The organism is Caulobacter sp. S45, from assembly GCF_903642205.1.
GTDB lineage: Bacteria > Pseudomonadota > Alphaproteobacteria > Caulobacterales > Caulobacteraceae > CAHJWH01.
The window spans coordinates 1-15,185 of record NZ_CAHJWH010000067.1 but is presented as its reverse complement, the minus strand read 5'-3'; the positions used below and the strand labels follow the sequence as shown (position 1 = coordinate 15,185).

Genomic DNA, 15,185 nt, shown 5'->3' with positions numbered 1-15,185 from the left:
ACCCCATCCGCCTCGGCGAAGTCGCGCACCCGGCGCAGCAGCCGGCCCGCCACCCGAGGCGTGCCGCGGGAGCGCGTGGCGATCTCGGCCGCACCGTCGGCGGTGAGGGTCAGACCCATCTTGCGCGCGCCGTGGCCCAGCACCGCCTGCAGCTCCTCCGGCGTATAGAACTCCAGCCGGAGCGGGATGCCGAAGCGATCGCGCAGCGGCGTGGCCAGCAGACCTGCCCGGGTGGTGGCGGCGACCAGGGTGAAGGGATTTAAGGGAATCTGCACCGAGCGGGCGGACGGCCCCTCGCCGATCACCAAATCCAGCACATGGTCTTCCATCGCCGGATAGAGGATCTCCTCCACGATGACAGGCAGGCGGTGCACCTCGTCGATGAACAGCACGTCGCGCGGTTCCAGGTTGGTCAGGATGGCGGCGAGGTCACCCGGCTTGGCGAGCACCGGACCAGAGGTGGCGCGAAAGCTCACCCCCAACTCGCGCGCCACGATCTGGGCGAGCGTGGTCTTGCCGAGCCCCGGCGGGCCGAACAGCAGGACGTGGTCCAGCGGCTCGGACCTGGCTCGGGCGGCGTCGATGAAGACCTTCAGGTTGGCCTTGACCGGCGCCTGGCCAGTGAACTCCGCCAGGGTCTGAGGCCGGAGCGCCCGGTCGAAACCCTCCTGCGGCGCAGGCTCGCCGGACACCAGACGGCTCACCGGCCGAGCTCCTGCAGGGCCGCCTTGATCAGGGCCGGCAGGGGGGCGTCAGGGTCCAGGCGCGTGGCGACCAGCTCCACCGCACGGCGGCCGACGGGCTCGGCGACGCCGAGGCCGAGCAGGGCGGAAACCGCTTCGCGTGTCACCGATGGTGCGAGAGGCGCCGGAGCATTTACTGCGCCGGCGTGCAGCGGCATGGACAGGCCCGCGCCGATGGGCTTGCCCTTCAGCTCGGTGACGATGCGCAGGGCGAGCTTGGCGCCGACGCCGCTGGCGCGGCTTACAGCGGCCTTGTCGTCGCGGGCCACGGCGGAGGCCAGCTCGGCCGGCGGCAGGACGTCCAGCACCGCCAACGCCGCCTTGGGCCCGACACCCTGGATGGCCTGCAACAACAGGAAGGCCTGGCGCTCGGACTTGGAGAGGAAGCCGTAGAGGCGCGTGCCGTCCTCGCGGGTCTGGCTGTCGATGTCGAGCGTGACCTCTTCGCCGAGCGGCGGCAGCCGCTGCAGGGTGCGCGCGCCACAGCGCACCACGTAGCCGACGCCACCGACATCGACGACGGCCTCCTCCTCCTCGATGTCGGCGACCAGGCCACGCAACCGGCCGATCACGCCGCCCCCCGCAGACGTGCGAGGCGCAGGTGGGCGTGGGTGATGGCCACGGCCAGGGCGTCGGCGGCGTCGGCAGTCACCTCGCCGGCGGTGGGAAGCAGGCGGCGCACCATGAAGGCGACCTGCGCCTTGTCGGCGCCCCCTGTTCCCACAACGGCCTTCTTCACGAGCCGGGTGGCGTACTCGAACACCGGCACGCCGGCCCTGGCAGGGGCCAGCAGGGCGCAGGCGCGGGCTTGGCCCAGCTTCAGGGTCGACGCCGGGTTAACATTGACGAACACCTCCTCCACCGCAGCCTCGTCGGGCCGGTGCTCGACGACGATGCCGTCGAGCTGGTCGAGGAGCGAGAGTAGCCGGTCCGCCAGGGTCCCCGCGTCGGGCGCGCTCGCCACCCCGTGCGCGATGTGGGCGAGGCGGGCGCCGGTGCAGGCGACCAGGCCCCAGCCGGTGCGGCGCAGGCCCGGGTCCAGGCCGAGAATCAGGAGCGTGTTCGTCATGCGTTCTAAGAGCATAAAGCATGGAACGGCCGCCGGATCGTTAATGCGCTCAGGTTTGCAGGAACCGAACAGAGCTCTCGCAAGACCCGGAAGCAGGCTCTTGGGCCGGGAGGGGGCGCCCGCGCCTTAAAGATCGTGCTCGGCCGGCGTCGGTCTCGACGGCTGCCATCCTAGCCGGTCATCAGCGTCCCGAACCGCTCGAACAGGTAGAGCGAGTCGGTCGGCCCGGGGCTGGCCTCAGGATGGTGCTGGACGCTGAACACGGGGCGGTCCTTCAGCCGGATGCCGGCGTTGCTGCCGTCGAACAGGGAGATGTGGGTCTCCTGCACCGCGTCCGGCAGGCCTTCACGGTCCACGGTGAAGCCGTGGTTCATGGAGACGATCTCCACCTTGCCCGTTTCCAGGTCCTTCACCGGATGGTTCGCCCCATGATGTCCCTGGTCCATCTTGATGGTCCTGGCGCCCAGCGCCAGGGACAGCATCTGGTGGCCGAGACAGATGCCGAACACTGGCTTTCCGCTGTCCACCAGCTTGCGGATCTCCGGCACGGCATAGTCGCCGGTGGCTGAGGGATCGCCCGGCCCGTTGGACAGCAGCACGCCATCGGGATGGCGCGCCAGCACCTCCTCGGCCGTCGTGGAGGCTGGCAGGACGGTGGCTCGAGCGCCGATGGAGGTGAGGGCGCGCAGGATGTTGCGCTTGATCCCGTAGTCCAGCACCGCGACCTCGAAGCGTGGCTCCGGCCTAGGCTTGGCGTAGCCGTCCGGCCAGGACCATAGCCCCTCGTCGAAGATGAAGCTCTGCAGGGTGGTGGCCTCACTAGCGAGGTCCATGCCCACCAGCCCGCTCCAGGCGCGCGCCTCCCCGATCAGCGCGTCGAGATCAAAGCGGCCGTCGGCTGAGTGGGCGATGACGGCATGGGGCATGCCCTGCTCGCGGATGCGCTTGGTGAGCCTGCGGGTGTCCACCCCCGCCAGTCCTACAACACCCCGCGCCTTCATCCAGGCGTCGAGGTCGCCCGAAGCACCCGAGCCCGCGCGCCAGTTGGCGGCCTGGGTAGGCACGTCGCGGAACACGGCGCCGCGGGCGGTGGTGCGCGCGCCGCCGAACCCGCCCTCGCGCCCAAACTGCTCGGTGTCCTGCAGGTTCACGCCGGTATTGCCGATGTGGGGGAAGGTGAAGGTGACGATCTGAGCCATGTAGGAGGGATCGGTCATGATCTCCTGGTAGCCGGTCATGGCGGTGTTGAAGCAGACCTCGCCCACCGCCTGGCCCACGTGGCCGACGCCGATGCCGCTGAACACCGTGCCGTCCGCCAGCACGAGCACGCCCGTCGCGCCTTCGATCACCTCGGCCATGCTCGCCTCCGCCGGCCCGCGGCATGCGAGCGCGCGCGTGCATATAGCCGATAAGGCGCCCTGGCGAGCGGGGTCAGGCGGCCGCGAGCCGTCGCAGCCTTCCAAGGGGCCGGCGAAGCCAACTCCGCACCGGCCAGACCAGCGCCTCGCCCACGGTCTGCGGCTCCTCGCCGGTGTCCAGCCCGGTCTGGATGCGCTCGCCGGGCCGCGGCGGGCGGTAGGCGCCGGTCAGGACGTCGAAGATCGGGAACAGCGAGGCGAAGTTGACGTCGAAATGCTCCTCCGCCTCGGAGTGGTGCACACGGTGGTAGCCCGGCCCGTTCAGCACCCAGGACCATCGCCCGAAGTCCAGCCGCGTGTTGGAGTGCACCACGAAGTGGTAGTAGCTGACCGCGACATAGACGCCGACCACGCTCGCCGGCGTCCTCAACAGTACGCCCACCATCAGCCAGACGGTCACCGTCTTGATCGCCGGCTCCAGCCAGAAATGCCGCGCCGCGGTGGCAGAGTCGAAGGCGCGGTCGCTGTGATGCAGGGAGTGCATGGCCCAGAGCGCAGGCACTGCGTGCTGGGCGCGATGGAACAGGTATTCGCCGAGGTCCATGACCAGGAGATAGGCCGCCAGTCCCGCCCACCAGCCCACTCCACGCGCCGGTAGCCGGATCAGCCCCCCGCCGGCCGCATTGACCAGAAGCGTCGCGACGCCTCCCAGCGCCGGGACCGCCAGAGCCTGACCGAGGAACAGCGCGCCCCAGACCGCGAGCGCCACGCCATGCAGCCGCTCCCGCTTCAGGTGCGCAGGCCAGAGCCGCTCGCCGACATGACGCACCAACCCCATGACGAGCAGCGGCGCGAGCACCACCAGGGCGAGGCGGAGGGCGGGCGTCAGGGCGATCAAACGATGACCTCGGCGAGCGTGGGCTCCATCGTAGGGCCGCCACTCCCACCAGCCGGTTAAGGCGCGCGCTCACCACTGGTTAAGGACGTCGGCGCTAGGATCGGGGCCTATCCTCCCTTGCGCGAGTTGACGATCCCCGTGGACAGCGCCGCCAACATCACTCCGCTCACGCCCCAGCTCGGCCGCGCACGCCTGGCGCTCATCAAGCGGCTGGCGGACGTGGTGTGCCTGCCCTCCAGCCGGGTCAACGGGTTCGAGCGGGCCATGACCGCCGACCTGCTGGTGGAGATGCTGCGCGAGGCCTCGCCCTCGGACCGCGCGCGGGTGTCGCGCCGGCTGGCCAACCTGGTGGAGATGCCTAAGCGGCTGCTGCGCCTGCTGCTGCGCGACGACATCGAGGTGGCGCGTCCCCTGCTGGCGGAAGACACCCTGCTCAGCGAGGCCGACCTGATCGACTGCGTGCGCCAGGCCGGGCCGGAGCACCGGCTGCTGATCGCCCGGCGTCGCGAGCTTGGAGAGCTGGTCTGCGAAGCCCTGATCGAGGCCGGGGAAGAGAGCGTCGTCCTGGCGCTCCTGCGCAACACCGGCGCGCTGCTGTCGGGCGACGCGGTGGACGCCCTGGTCGCCGCCTCCCAGAAGGTGGCCGACTTCATCCCCGCCCTGCTGAAGCGGGTAGAGCTGCGCCCCGCCCACGCCTACGTCCTGTTCTGGTGGTCCGAGCCCGACCAGCGCCGCGCCATCCTGCAGCGCTTCGCGGTCAGCCGGGAGGTGCTGCAGGAGGCCGCCGGCGACGTGTTCCCGCTTTGCGCCGAAGAGAACTGGCAGGACCCACTGGTGCGCAAGGCCCTGCAGTTCATCGAGCGACGCCAGAGGAACCGCGCCGCCATCGCCCGCTCTCCCTACGCCAGCCTGGACGAAGCCATCGGCGACGCCCAGTCGGGCATGAACAAGGATGCGGCGCGCGAGATCGCCTTCCTGGCCGGGGTGAAACCCACCACCGCCGCCAAGATCTTCACCGACCCGTACGGTGAGCCCATCGCCATCCTGTGCAAGGCCACGGGCCTGCCCCGAAGTGCGGTGCTCGCGCTGTGGCGGGCGCTTCGGCGGATCGAGACCGACAGCACCGGCGCCATGACGCCGGCGCTGGAACGCACCCTGTTTATCTTCGACATGATGGCGGTGGATCGCGCCCAGACGGTGCTGCGCTACTGGAACTGGTCGCTGTCCAGCGCCCTGACGCCGGCCCTGGTCCGCGCCATCCGCGAGGGCGACGACAGCAACCTGGACGAATACTCCCAGCCCCAGCGGGCGGCCATGCTGGCCCTGGCGCGGGACTTCGGCCGGTAGCGGCGGCTCAGGCCGCCGGGCGTGCGGGTCTGGCCGCTTGCGCTATGGCCACTGGGCCAGCCAGTCGGCCAAGCCCTGCGGGGTCATGTGGCGGGCGTCGGCCAGAGCGGGCGTATGGCCGGCGTCCAGCAGCCGGCCTGATCTCGGATCGACGATGAAGAGGCTGGGCACGCCGGCGAGCTTCGGCACGCCGTAGCGGGCGGGCACCTGCAGGTTCTGGTCCATGTGCCGGCCGGAGTCGACCGTCACCTCGACATAGTGGGTGTCGACGAAGCGCTTGAGGCTGGGCAGGTCCATCGTCCCGGCCAGGATGCGGCAGTCCGCGCACCAGTTGCCGCCCATGTCGATGAGCAGGAGCTTGTGCTCGCGCAGGGCCTCGCTCCGTGCGCGCTCCACCTTCGCATCCACGGCCTTTGCGTCGGCGTCACCCTGGGGATCGTACGGGTAGGGAAGCGGGAGGGGCAACTCGGAGAAGCTTGCCACATCCGCCTTGGGCGGAACAGCGGCCCTCGCGTCCGCCCAGGCCAAGACGTTGAAGATGGCCGCAGCGGCGGCGATGATCTTGATGGCGGTCACGGGCGAACCTCAGGCTGGTCGCCCGAGATTGCCGTAATGGCGGGAGCGTTGGCAAGGCCGATCCGGAGCGGCGTCATGAACCCGCCGGACCCGACCTGCGCGGTCCGTCCGACCCTCGTATTCGGTCAGGCCGATCGGCGCCCGCAAGCCCGCTCCGTCTCATGGCGTTCCCGCAGCGATGTCCTGCGGCAGGTAGCGATCGCGGAGCTGGAGGCCGCGAGAGGTGTCCGGCTGCCGCTTGCCGGCGATGAACACGGCCAGCGGCCAGGACGAGGTCTCCAGCGGGTCGCCGCTCCAGACCACCACATCCGCCTCGCGGCCGACCTCGAGCAAGCCCGCCTTGTCGCCGAACCCGAACACGCGGGCGGGAACGGAAGTCAGCGAGGCGATCGCCGCTTCGTAGGGCAGCCCGTAGGCCACCGCCGTTCCCGCGTTGAAGCGCGCCTGGCGGAGGTTGTTGAAGTCCCTGCTGCCCTGGATCACCACGGCGACACCGGCGGCCTGCAGGCGGGCCGCGTTGTCCAGGCGCGCGCCCAGCGTGTCGAAGCTCTCGGGCAGGTCGTCCTCGGGATCGACCAGCACGGCCACGCCTGCCTCGGCGAGTTCGGGCGCGACCTCCCAGGCTTCCTGTGCTCCTTCCAGGATGACGTGGACGTGCTCGGCAAGTGCGAAGCGGAGCACCTGACGGATGTCGGCGGCGCGCTGCACGCGCACCAGCAGCGGCGTGCGGCCCTGCACCACGGGGACCAGCGCCTCCAGGTCCTCGCGGCCATAGCGCGACGCCGCAGCGTCGCGGTCGAACGCGGCCGGGTCACGGGCGAACCGGCGCGCATCGGCCAGCGCCGTGTGCAGCAGCACGAAAGCCGTGCCCCGCGAGGAGGCCGGACCGCCGCGCAGCAGGTCAAGCGTCACCGCCAGGCGCGACTTGAACACCGGGTCGGGATCACCCTCGTCCAGCCGCACCGCCGCCGCCTGGCCGCCGAACAGGCCCGGGTCACGCCAACCGGCCTCGCCCGCGCCGGCGGTGAGGTGACGCGCCTCCAGCACCTCCTGGCCGTCCTCGCCCTCGTCGTCCTCTTCACCGCCCTGCAGCGGCGCAGGCGTGACCACCGCCAAGGTGACGCCCGTCTGGCGCGCGCGGGGGACGAAGGTGGAGGCGAGGTTGACGCCATAGCTGATGTCGAACCCGGCCGAGAGGCCAGCGCCGGCGCTGTCGTCGTGGGTGGCGCGCACACCTTCCACCTCGCTGGCCGTCAGATTGGTGGAGGCGGCGATCAGCCCGGGGGTGACGACCTTGCCCGTCCCGTCGATGACCTGGGCGCCCGCTGGCGGGAGCACGTCTGCGCCCATGGCGGCGATGCGGCCGTCGGTTATGACCAGGGTCCCGCGGGCCAGCGCGCCCTTAGGCCCAGCGGTCTCGATGCGAGCGCCGACTATCGCCACCGTCTCGGCGGAGGCGGGAACGGTGAAGGCGAGGGCGAGGGCGGTGGACAGGATGAGGCGGCGCGGCGTCATGGCATGGTCCCCTGCGGCGTGAAGGCTCCCTGCGCCGGCTGGCCCAGCTCGAAGTCCGACCGGGGCTGGGCGGGGTGAGCGCGGTCGTAGACTTGCGCCCCGTCGATGAAGACGTGCTCGGCCAGGGCATACACGCTGAAAGGATCGGTGCTCCACACCACCAGGTCGGCGGCCTTGCCGGGCTCCAGCGAGCCGGTCTCCTTGAAGATGCCCAGCGCGCGGGCCGGGTTGGCGGTGATCCAGCTGATCGCGTCCGCATGGCTGACGGGGATGCCGGCGCGGGCGCCCGCAGCCATGGCGATGGCGGCCTCCTGGTTCAGGTGCTGGTCGATGTAGTCGTCGTCGGAATGTATGATGGTGCAGGCGCCGACGCGCTGCACCAGGGCGGCGTTGGCCTCGGTGGAGTCGAAGCTCTCCATCTTGAAGCCGCCCCAGTCCGCCCACATCACCGAACAGATCCCCTCGCGCTTGAGCAGGGGCGCGATCTTGTAGCTCTCCACCGCGTGGTGGAAGGCGGCGATGTGGAAGCCGAACTCGTGGGAGATGTCGATCATGGTCGCCATCTCGTCGGCCCGGTAGCAGTGGTTCTGGATACGGATATCGCCCTTCAGCACGCCCACCAGGGTGTCGAGCTGCAGGTTTCGGGTCGGCGGGTCGGCGGCGACGCCGCGGCCGACCTTGGCGCGGTACTCGTCCCATTTGCGCCGGTAGTCCTGGGCGGCGAGCCAGGCCGCGCGATAGCCGGCCACATTGCCCATGGCGGTGGAGGGCGCACGGCCCTTGGAGCCGTAGACCCGCTTGGGGTTCTCGCCGCAGGCCATCTTCAGGTCGTAGGGCGCGCCCGGGAACTTCATGGCCCCCACCGTGGTGGCCGTGACGTTCTTCAGCACCACGGAGCGGCCGCCGAAGAGGTTGCCGGAGCCGGGCAGGATTTCCAGCGTGGTCACCCCGCCTGCGCGGGAGCGGTCGAAGGCGGGATCCTGCGGCCAGACGGAGTGCTCGGCCCAGACCTGAGCGGTGTTCGGGTCGGTCAGCTCGTTGCCGTCCGAGCGGGACGGGACAGACGGCACGGGGTAGTCGCCCATATGGCTGTGGATGTCGATGACGCCGGGCGTGACCCACTTTCCCCGCCCGTCGATGAGGGTCGCGCCGGCTGGCGTCGGTGTTCCGGCGGGACCGACCGAGGCGATGCGACCGCCTGACATCACCACCACGCCGTTCACGATCTCCTGCCCCGTGGCGGTCAGGATGGTGGCGCCCACCACGGCGGCGGGCCGCGACGGCCCTGGCCGGTACGTCGAGGGGAAGGGGTCGAGGTCCGCGTCAGGGTCGAGGCCTGCCAGCAGCGGCGTCTTGTGGGCGGCGGCGTCGGACTTGGCGGCCGTCGGCCCTGACGAGCCCGTCGCCGTGCAAGCCCCTAGAAGCAGGAGGGCGGCCCAGGCCGCTCCGAACCGAAACTCAACCACAGCCGCGACCCCGTTGACGTCCCTTTGTGCCGGCCTGGGCAGGTCCTTGTCCAGGGCTGTCGGGCGGCGCACGGCGCGCGAGGACCCCGGCGCGGGCTCCTGTGTCGCCATGTCAGCCGAACCAGTCGAGCTGAGGCTCAGAACCGACCGCCGAGGATGGTCATGGACTCCTGCATCTACCACGTGGCGCCCGGGAACCTCTTCAAGACCGTGGGCTCGGTCGGCAAATCGTGGAGCTGAAGACCTGCCACCGGGCGCTGGCGCCCAGACGTTCGCGGCCGGCCATCACGTCGGTGATCTTCAGGTCGAAGTCGCCGCCGACCTGCCCGACGACCCTGTAGGTCTGCCGATTGATGCCTTGGGTCCGATTGTCGTTGATGAACGCGGAGTAGTAGGGCGCGTCACCTGCGGCGAACAGCGGGTTGGTGACCGCAGCGATGGCCAGGGTGATGAAAGCATTGTCGGGCTGGATCTGGTAGACGCCGAAGGAGAAGTCCGGCTGGATGACGTTCTGGACGGTCGTCTCTACTCCCTTTGAATCCAGCGACGCATAAAGATGGGGCGTGAAGTCGTAGTGGGCGTTCAGCTCGAAGCCGTGTGTGTCGATCGGGCTGGAGATCTGGGTGTAGGTCTCGGGGAAATAGAGCGAGGTGTTTCCGGCCGGCAGCTGGCCGAAGGCGAAGCTGCTGTAACCGGTCCGCGCAGGGACAGGGACGGGCGTTCCGTTCGCGCTAAACAGGGCTACGGGTGCGAACGTGTTGCCGTCGAGCAGTATACCGTTTCGTGTCACATACTCTGAGCCTACGTTCGGGACGATCAGGTTATCGGGAATATGATCGCCGGTAATCGCCGATGGGCTCGAGTAGAAGGTTGGATCGACAGGTCCAGATAAGTCGTTCGGATTGGTGATCCCACCAAAAGTTTAATCATCTGGGCGGGGGGAGGAGCCAAGAAACCGGGCGGCGCCAGTCTGGCATTGTCCCTCGAAGACGTGGCAAGCTTATCCTAAAACAGGCGTCCTGTTGATCGCGTGCGGGCCGGGCCTTAATCGGCCGGCCTTCCCGGCCAGCGGGGCGGGACGCCTGAGTGGAGCAGCACAAGATGATCGAGCTTGTCATCAATCAACGTCGCAAGAACCTCGGCGGGTTCGAGGTCGGACGCGTGCTGCCTGATGCTCGGCGGCGCATGGTGGGGCCGTTCGTCTTCTTCGACCACATGGGCCCGGCGGACTTTGCGCCCGGCCTGCCGCGCTCGGTTGACGTGCGGCCCCATCCGCACATCGGCCTGTCCACCGTCACCTATCTCTTCTCGGGCGAGATCATGCACCGGGACAGCGTGGGCTCAGAGCAGCCCATCAGGGCGGGAGAGGTGAACTGGATGACGGCGGGCCGCGGCATCACCCATTCCGAGCGCTTCGAGAAGGGCCGGCTGGAAGGCGACGTCCTTCACGGCATCCAGACCTGGGTCGCCCTCCCAGACGGCGAGGAGGAGACGGCCCCCGCCTTCTCCCACCACGAGCAGGACGATCTGCCCGTCTACGGGGAGGGCGGCCTGTCCGCCCGGCTGGTGGTCGGTGCGGCTTTCGGCGCCAGGGCCAGGGTGCGCACCTACTCGCCCATGTTCTACACCCATTGGGTCCTGCAGGCCGGAGCGGTCGCCGGTCTCCCGGCCGAGTACCCGGAGCGGGCTGCATATGTGGCGACCGGCGAAGTGGAGATCGAGGGTCAGGCTTTCGGCGCCGGCCGCATGCTCGTCTTCGGCCCGGGCGACACCATCGCCTTCAAGGCCCTGCAGCCCTCGACCGTCATGCTGCTGGGCGGGGAGCCGGTGGGGCCGCGTTATCTGGAATGGAACTTCGTCTCCTCCTCGCGCGAGCGGATCGAGCAGGCCAAGGCCGATTGGCGGGCCGGCCGCATGCGGCTGCCCGACGCCGACCACGACGACTGGATTTCGCTGCCGCCGGATCCGACCCCTCCGGCCAACCCCATGTCCTGAGCCGGCTCGACCGCGCCCGCGGCTGAGCAGGCCCCGTGCTCCTGCGCCTAGTGCGCCTGGAGCGCCTGGGCCGCCCGGTCCTGGGCCTGGGAGCCGCGGACCTTGGCGACGAGGGTGGGTTCGATCTTCGGCGCGTGGTTGCCCCAGGCGCCGCGGACATAGGTGAGGACGGCGGCGATCTGACGATCGTCCAGGTCGGCTCGGAACGAGGGCATGCCCCCGCGCCCGTTCAGCAGGAGCTTTACCACGGGCTCGGGAGGACCCTGGGGGAAGACGTCGCCGGCCAGGGCGGGAAAGGCTCCAGGTATGCCGCGCCCGGTCAGCTGGTGGCAGGCCGAGCAGTTCTGGGCGAACAGGCCCGCGCCCGACATGTCCGGCGGCGGGGCGGCCTGAGCCGATGCGGCGGCCACCGAGGTCGCGCCGAGCACCAGGAGGCGTGCCGCAGAGCGGGCCAGGATCTTGGACAAGTTTGGGGGCTTCCGGGTGGAGGATGGCGATGGCGTCGGCCTCATGCGTTCACCCGCTTGTGCAGCTTGGTGATCTGGGACCAGGCGGATTCAATCGCGCCCTCCTGCCAGCCGGTGATGTAGCTGAGGTGCTCGCCGGCCAGATAGATGCGGCCGTCGGGCTCGACCAGCTTGGGATAGGCGTCGCGGCGTCCGTCGTCACTCCATTGGGCCCAGCCGCCGAGATTGTAGGGCACCCGGTGCCAGGCGATGGAGAAGGAGGTCTCCACGTTCTCGGCGTACTGAGCGAAGACCTTCTGGCCCGCGGCGGTCGCGAAGGCCTGGCGCTCGGCCAGGCTCAGGGCGCTGATCTTGGCGGCATTGGCGAAGAACTGATAGTAGCCCAGCACCACGCCCTTCTTGCCCAGCCAGCCGGTGGACGGCAGCGAGATGCTGCCGATGTCGGCGTCGTCGAAATAGACGTGGCCGCCATAGATGGCATGGTCCTCCTCCCAGAACCGTCGCTTCATCTGCAGCCCGATCTTGCCGACCAAAGCGTAGGAGACGCCGTCCATCGCGGTCCTGAACTCGGGCGAGACCTGCAGGTCGATCCCGCGCAGCACCGACAGCGGGATGGCGCAGACGCAATAGTCGCCGCTGACACTGCCGCGCTGGCCCTGGCCGTCCACATAGCCGATCGTCACGCCCTGATCGTTCTGGCTGATCTTCTCCACCACGTGCTGGAGGTGGATGACCGGACCGAGCTCGCGGGCGAAGGCGTAGGGCAGACGATCCATGCCGCCGACGGGCTCGAACATGGTGCGCTGCTGGTCGAAGTCGGACACCGACTTCAAGGTATCCCAGGTCCGGGAGTGCAGCAGGTCCGACATGGCGTGGGGGGTGGAAGGCGTGCCGGGCTGAAGGCTCGCGCCCGGGTTTACGTCATAGCCGCGGCCCGGTGTTCCGACGTAGCGGAAGTCACTGTCGGTGAGATAGCCCTCGCTCTTCAGATAGTCGAGGAACAGCTCCTTGTCCCCGGGGGAGAAGGCCTGGTCGAGCGCGCCTTGATTGACCTGCTTGGCCAGCATCTCGGCGGCGTAGCCGCGGGTGTCGGCGGCGACCTCCTGCTTGCGGACGGCGCGTCTGGCCAGCGGCCCGGACCCTTTGTCGTAATAGATGTAGGAGTGGTCGTTGTCGTTGTTGAACAACTCAACCGGCACGCCCAGCGTCCGGGCATAATGCAGATAGCCGTAATGGTGGTAGGGGATGCGCCACGGACCGGGATTGATGTACAGCCCCTCGTCAAAGCTGCAGGTCTGCGGCTCCCCACCGAGCTCGGTCAGCTCGGTCCCCCGCCGAGCCGTGTAGGAGCGGCCGCCGACCCGGCTCCTAGCCTCCAGCAGCACCACGTCATAGCCGGCCTTGCGCAGTTCGTAGGCGGAGGTCAGCCCCGCCACGCCCGAGCCCAGCACCACGATCCGCTTGCCCGCCCGCCCGTTCAGCACCGGCGGCGCCGCGGCGCGGGCCTCGATGCCGAAGCCGAGCGCGCTCATGCCCGCCAGCACCAGGCCCGTGCCGCCCACCCCGCCCAGGCCCTCCAGGAAGCTGCGGCGGCTCAGCGGCGGGGCTCCTGCGTTCATCATACGTCGATCGTCTCGGTTGACCGCAAGGGAACGGCCTTGCCGAGCTAGCCTAACGCCGAGTCCACGGCCTCAAAGCCCGGAGGCGAGTGGGACAGGCTTTTCAAGGTTGCGCCCAGCCTCTGCCCAAAGGCTGGGCAGCTCGCGACGAAGAGGCGGTCTCGCAGGGCCCGCCTGTAGGGGGCCGGTGGCCAAAATGGGCTTGGCGGCGATCTACCAGGCGCCGCCTACGACGATCCCGCATCCGGAGCACAGGATTTACAGGTACCTGCTGCGCGATCTGCTGATCGACCGGCCCAACCAGGTCTGATTGGGAAAATGTCTGACACATCCCGATGCGCCGAGGCTTCCTGTACCTGGTCGCGGTGATGGACCGGGCGACCAGAAAGTGCTGAGCTGGCGGCTGTCCAACACCATGGAGGCGGACTTCTGCATCGAGGCGCTGCAGGAGGCGCTCGCCCGCCATGACGCGTCAGAGATATTCAGTACCGACCAGGGCAGCCAGTTCACTTCGCCCCGCTTCGTAGAGGTGGTCCAGGCCGCCGGCGCCCGGGTCTCCATGGACGGGCGTGGCCGGTGGACGAACAATGTCTTCACCGAGCGCCTCTGGCGCAGCCGCAAGTACGAATGCGTCTACCTGCACGCGTTCGAGACCGGCTCGGAGCTGCGCGCTGGGTTCGGCCGCTGGATCAGCTGCTACAACACCGCCAGGCCCCACTCGGCGCACGGCGGCAAGACCCCTGACAAGGCCTACGGAACAGCCCGGCAGGACATCAGACTGGCGGCGTGAGACAGACCTGGATCCACCTTAGGTCCTGTTGACGAAGTGGTTTTCCAAATCAGCTGATCACTGACTCAAGACTGCTTTTGGGGGAGCGGTCGGGTTCGTGGCCTGGTGGTCGCCTGGCTGAAGACCGAGCACGGCCTCTCGCATGCCCACGCCAACCACGTGGCCAAGCGGGCGTCGGCCGCCGCCGCGCCGCAATCGGTGGACGATCTCGTCGCGCGACTGTTCGAGGGCGGAAAGACGGAGCTGCGCCCCCTCTACGACCGGCTTGCGGGTGAGCTGCTGACGTTTGAGCCGGATGTCGAGCTCGCCCTGAAAAAGGCTAACGTCAGCATCCATCGGCGCAGGCAGTTCGCCCTCCTCCAGCCGTCGACCCGCACGCGCCTGGACCTGGGACTGATCCTGGCGCGTCCGCCCGGTGGCTGGCTGGAGGCGGCGGGCAGCTTCAACGCCATGTTCAGCCACCGGGTGAAGCTCGCCCGGCCTGGGTGAACAGGCGAGCGCCCGGCCGGGCAACCGGTTCGAGGCGCTCATGTTGTTCCAGGGGCTGGACGAAGCGGCGGCGCGGGAAGCGTGGCGGCCGCTGGTGGAGTTCGTGGCGGCGCATCCAGCCGATTATCGCGTGGAAGATTCGCTGCAGGTCGCCGCCCTCCCGGCCCAGCGGCTCTGGGACGAGGCGTTCCTCAGCGCCCATCTTCCGGCCGTGCTCAAAGCCGACGCGCGGCCGGGCGCGCGCGCGGGCGACTGGTGGTGGACCGGCAACACGGAGGAGGCAGGCGCCTTCTGGCACGGCTACCAGTCCGCCTGGCCGCCGGCGTCGCTGCTTCAGCCCGGGCAGCGCCGTGTCCTTGCCCAGGCGTGGTTCGAGGCGAGCCGCCACTGGTCCACCACGCTGCACTTCAACAAAGGGCTGGGAGGCGCGCCGGCCGAGGCGCGGGCCGCCTCCGCCGACACGGCCATGAACCCGCAGGTGCTGGACGCCTTCGCGCTGGCCATCATCGCCATGGACGGACGCTGCAGCTATCTCGGCCCACCGGACCTGGAGGATGCTCGGGCGGACGCGGCGTCCATCCGCACCGCCATGACGGCCCTGCGCCGGGCGGCGCCGGCTGCTGGCAGCTACGTGCCGGAATGCGACCACGCCTTGGCCGACTGGCGGGAGGCGATCTGGGGGCACCCCTACGCCAGGCTGGAGCGCATCAAGCAGCGCTATGACCCGGACGGGCTGTTCACCGTCCCTGACGTGATCCCCTGAAACTCAGCCAATCGAACGTAGAGTCCGGCCCAGCGAAGGGACGGACGGATGAAGCGGTCGAGGTTCACAGAAGAACAGATCATCGCGATC

General features: G+C 69.4%; 15 protein-coding genes and 1 pseudogene. 5 read left to right on the top strand and 11 right to left on the bottom strand.

Annotated features, from left to right (window positions below):
- The 5 genes from ruvB to HUV06_RS08530 all read right to left on the bottom strand — a co-directional run.
- The coding region (ruvB, locus tag HUV06_RS08550) for a Holliday junction branch migration DNA helicase RuvB (protein ID WP_174300849.1) at positions 1-704 on the bottom strand (704 nt) is incomplete at its 3' end.
- The gene (ruvA, locus tag HUV06_RS08545) at positions 701-1,315 is read right to left on the bottom strand and encodes a Holliday junction branch migration protein RuvA (RefSeq protein ID WP_174300848.1); all 615 of its coding nucleotides are present in this window, start codon (positions 1,313-1,315) and stop codon (positions 701-703) included. The genes ruvB and ruvA, both read right to left, overlap by 4 nt.
- A complete protein-coding gene (gene ruvC, locus HUV06_RS08540) occupies positions 1,312-1,812 on the bottom strand; it encodes a crossover junction endodeoxyribonuclease RuvC (protein ID WP_174300847.1) in 501 nt (166 codons plus the stop codon). Before ruvC ends, ruvA begins: the two co-directional genes overlap by 4 nt.
- A gap of 170 nt (positions 1,813-1,982) precedes the next feature.
- Positions 1,983-3,170 (bottom strand): glutamine-hydrolyzing carbamoyl-phosphate synthase small subunit, encoded by a 1,188-nt coding sequence (carA, locus tag HUV06_RS08535; protein ID WP_174300846.1) that lies wholly within the window; start codon positions 3,168-3,170, stop codon positions 1,983-1,985.
- Between the two features lie 73 nt (positions 3,171-3,243).
- Positions 3,244-4,068 (bottom strand): sterol desaturase family protein, encoded by an 825-nt coding sequence (locus HUV06_RS08530; RefSeq protein ID WP_174300845.1) that lies wholly within the window; start codon positions 4,066-4,068, stop codon positions 3,244-3,246.
- A gap of 126 nt (positions 4,069-4,194) precedes the next feature.
- Between HUV06_RS08530 and HUV06_RS08525 the strand changes: the two genes are divergently transcribed.
- On the top strand, positions 4,195-5,415 hold the full coding sequence (locus tag HUV06_RS08525; RefSeq protein ID WP_254600992.1) for a DUF2336 domain-containing protein: 1,221 nt from the start codon (positions 4,195-4,197) through the stop codon (positions 5,413-5,415).
- Positions 5,416-5,457: 42 nt separating this feature from the next.
- Here HUV06_RS08525 and HUV06_RS08520 read toward each other — a convergent pair whose 3' ends face one another.
- The 4 genes from HUV06_RS08520 to HUV06_RS08505 all read right to left on the bottom strand — a co-directional run bounded on the left by HUV06_RS08520 (position 5,458) and on the right by HUV06_RS08505 (position 9,762).
- Complete coding sequence (locus HUV06_RS08520) at positions 5,458-5,991, bottom strand: thioredoxin family protein (protein WP_254600991.1); 534 nt, start codon at positions 5,989-5,991, stop codon at positions 5,458-5,460.
- A 159-nt stretch (positions 5,992-6,150) separates the two neighbouring features.
- Entirely contained in the window at positions 6,151-7,506 is a 1,356-nt protein-coding gene (locus tag HUV06_RS08515; protein ID WP_174300844.1) for an amidohydrolase family protein, read from the bottom strand.
- On the bottom strand, positions 7,503-9,083 hold the full coding sequence (locus HUV06_RS08510) for an amidohydrolase (protein WP_174300843.1): 1,581 nt from the start codon (positions 9,081-9,083) through the stop codon (positions 7,503-7,505). The genes HUV06_RS08515 and HUV06_RS08510 overlap by 4 nt, the downstream gene beginning before the upstream one ends.
- A gap of 91 nt (positions 9,084-9,174) precedes the next feature.
- A complete protein-coding gene (locus HUV06_RS08505) occupies positions 9,175-9,762 on the bottom strand; it encodes a hypothetical protein (RefSeq protein WP_174300842.1) in 588 nt (195 codons plus the stop codon).
- Positions 9,763-10,073: 311 nt separating this feature from the next.
- Between HUV06_RS08505 and HUV06_RS08500 the strand changes: the two genes are divergently transcribed.
- On the top strand, positions 10,074-10,967 hold the full coding sequence (locus HUV06_RS08500) for a pirin family protein (RefSeq protein WP_174300841.1): 894 nt from the start codon (positions 10,074-10,076) through the stop codon (positions 10,965-10,967).
- A gap of 47 nt (positions 10,968-11,014) precedes the next feature.
- Here the strand turns inward: HUV06_RS08500 and HUV06_RS08495 are convergent, their stop codons facing one another.
- On the bottom strand, positions 11,015-11,434 hold the full coding sequence (locus HUV06_RS08495) for a cytochrome c (RefSeq protein WP_254600990.1): 420 nt from the start codon (positions 11,432-11,434) through the stop codon (positions 11,015-11,017).
- 41 nt (positions 11,435-11,475) lie between these two features.
- Positions 11,476-13,053: a flavin monoamine oxidase family protein gene (locus HUV06_RS08490; protein WP_174300840.1), complete on the bottom strand. Its 1,578-nt coding sequence runs from the start codon at positions 13,051-13,053 to the stop codon at positions 11,476-11,478.
- A 187-nt stretch (positions 13,054-13,240) separates the two neighbouring features.
- Between HUV06_RS08490 and HUV06_RS08485 the strand changes: the two are divergent.
- The 3 genes and pseudogenes from HUV06_RS08485 to HUV06_RS08475 form a co-directional block, all read left to right on the top strand.
- Positions 13,241-13,843, top strand: a pseudogene (locus HUV06_RS08485) (transposase); the annotation flags it as partial.
- A gap of 105 nt (positions 13,844-13,948) precedes the next feature.
- Positions 13,949-14,332, top strand: a complete 384-nt coding sequence (locus HUV06_RS08480; RefSeq protein ID WP_174300839.1) for a DUF5655 domain-containing protein — start codon at positions 13,949-13,951, stop codon at positions 14,330-14,332.
- Positions 14,333-14,372: 40 nt separating this feature from the next.
- Positions 14,373-15,095: a BBE domain-containing protein gene (locus tag HUV06_RS08475; protein WP_174300838.1), complete on the top strand. Its 723-nt coding sequence runs from the start codon at positions 14,373-14,375 to the stop codon at positions 15,093-15,095.
- The last annotated feature ends 90 nt before the right edge of the window (positions 15,096-15,185 follow it).

Excerpts from the sequence above, each read along its gene's own strand:
- ruvC (WP_174300847.1), bottom strand. The coding sequence starts at position 1,812 with ATGACGAACACGCTCCTGATTCTCGGCCTGGACCCGGGCCTGCGCCGC.
- carA (WP_174300846.1), bottom strand. The coding sequence starts at position 3,170 with ATGGCCGAGGTGATCGAAGGCGCGACGGGCGTGCTCGTGCTGGCGGAC.
- HUV06_RS08515 (WP_174300844.1), bottom strand. The coding sequence starts at position 7,506 with ATGACGCCGCGCCGCCTCATCCTGTCCACCGCCCTCGCCCTCGCCTTC.
- HUV06_RS08510 (WP_174300843.1), bottom strand. The coding sequence starts at position 9,083 with ATGGCGACACAGGAGCCCGCGCCGGGGTCCTCGCGCGCCGTGCGCCGC.
- HUV06_RS08500 (WP_174300841.1), top strand. The coding sequence starts at position 10,074 with ATGATCGAGCTTGTCATCAATCAACGTCGCAAGAACCTCGGCGGGTTC.
- HUV06_RS08490 (WP_174300840.1), bottom strand. The coding sequence starts at position 13,053 with ATGAACGCAGGAGCCCCGCCGCTGAGCCGCCGCAGCTTCCTGGAGGGC.
- HUV06_RS08475 (WP_174300838.1), top strand. The coding sequence starts at position 14,373 with ATGTTGTTCCAGGGGCTGGACGAAGCGGCGGCGCGGGAAGCGTGGCGG.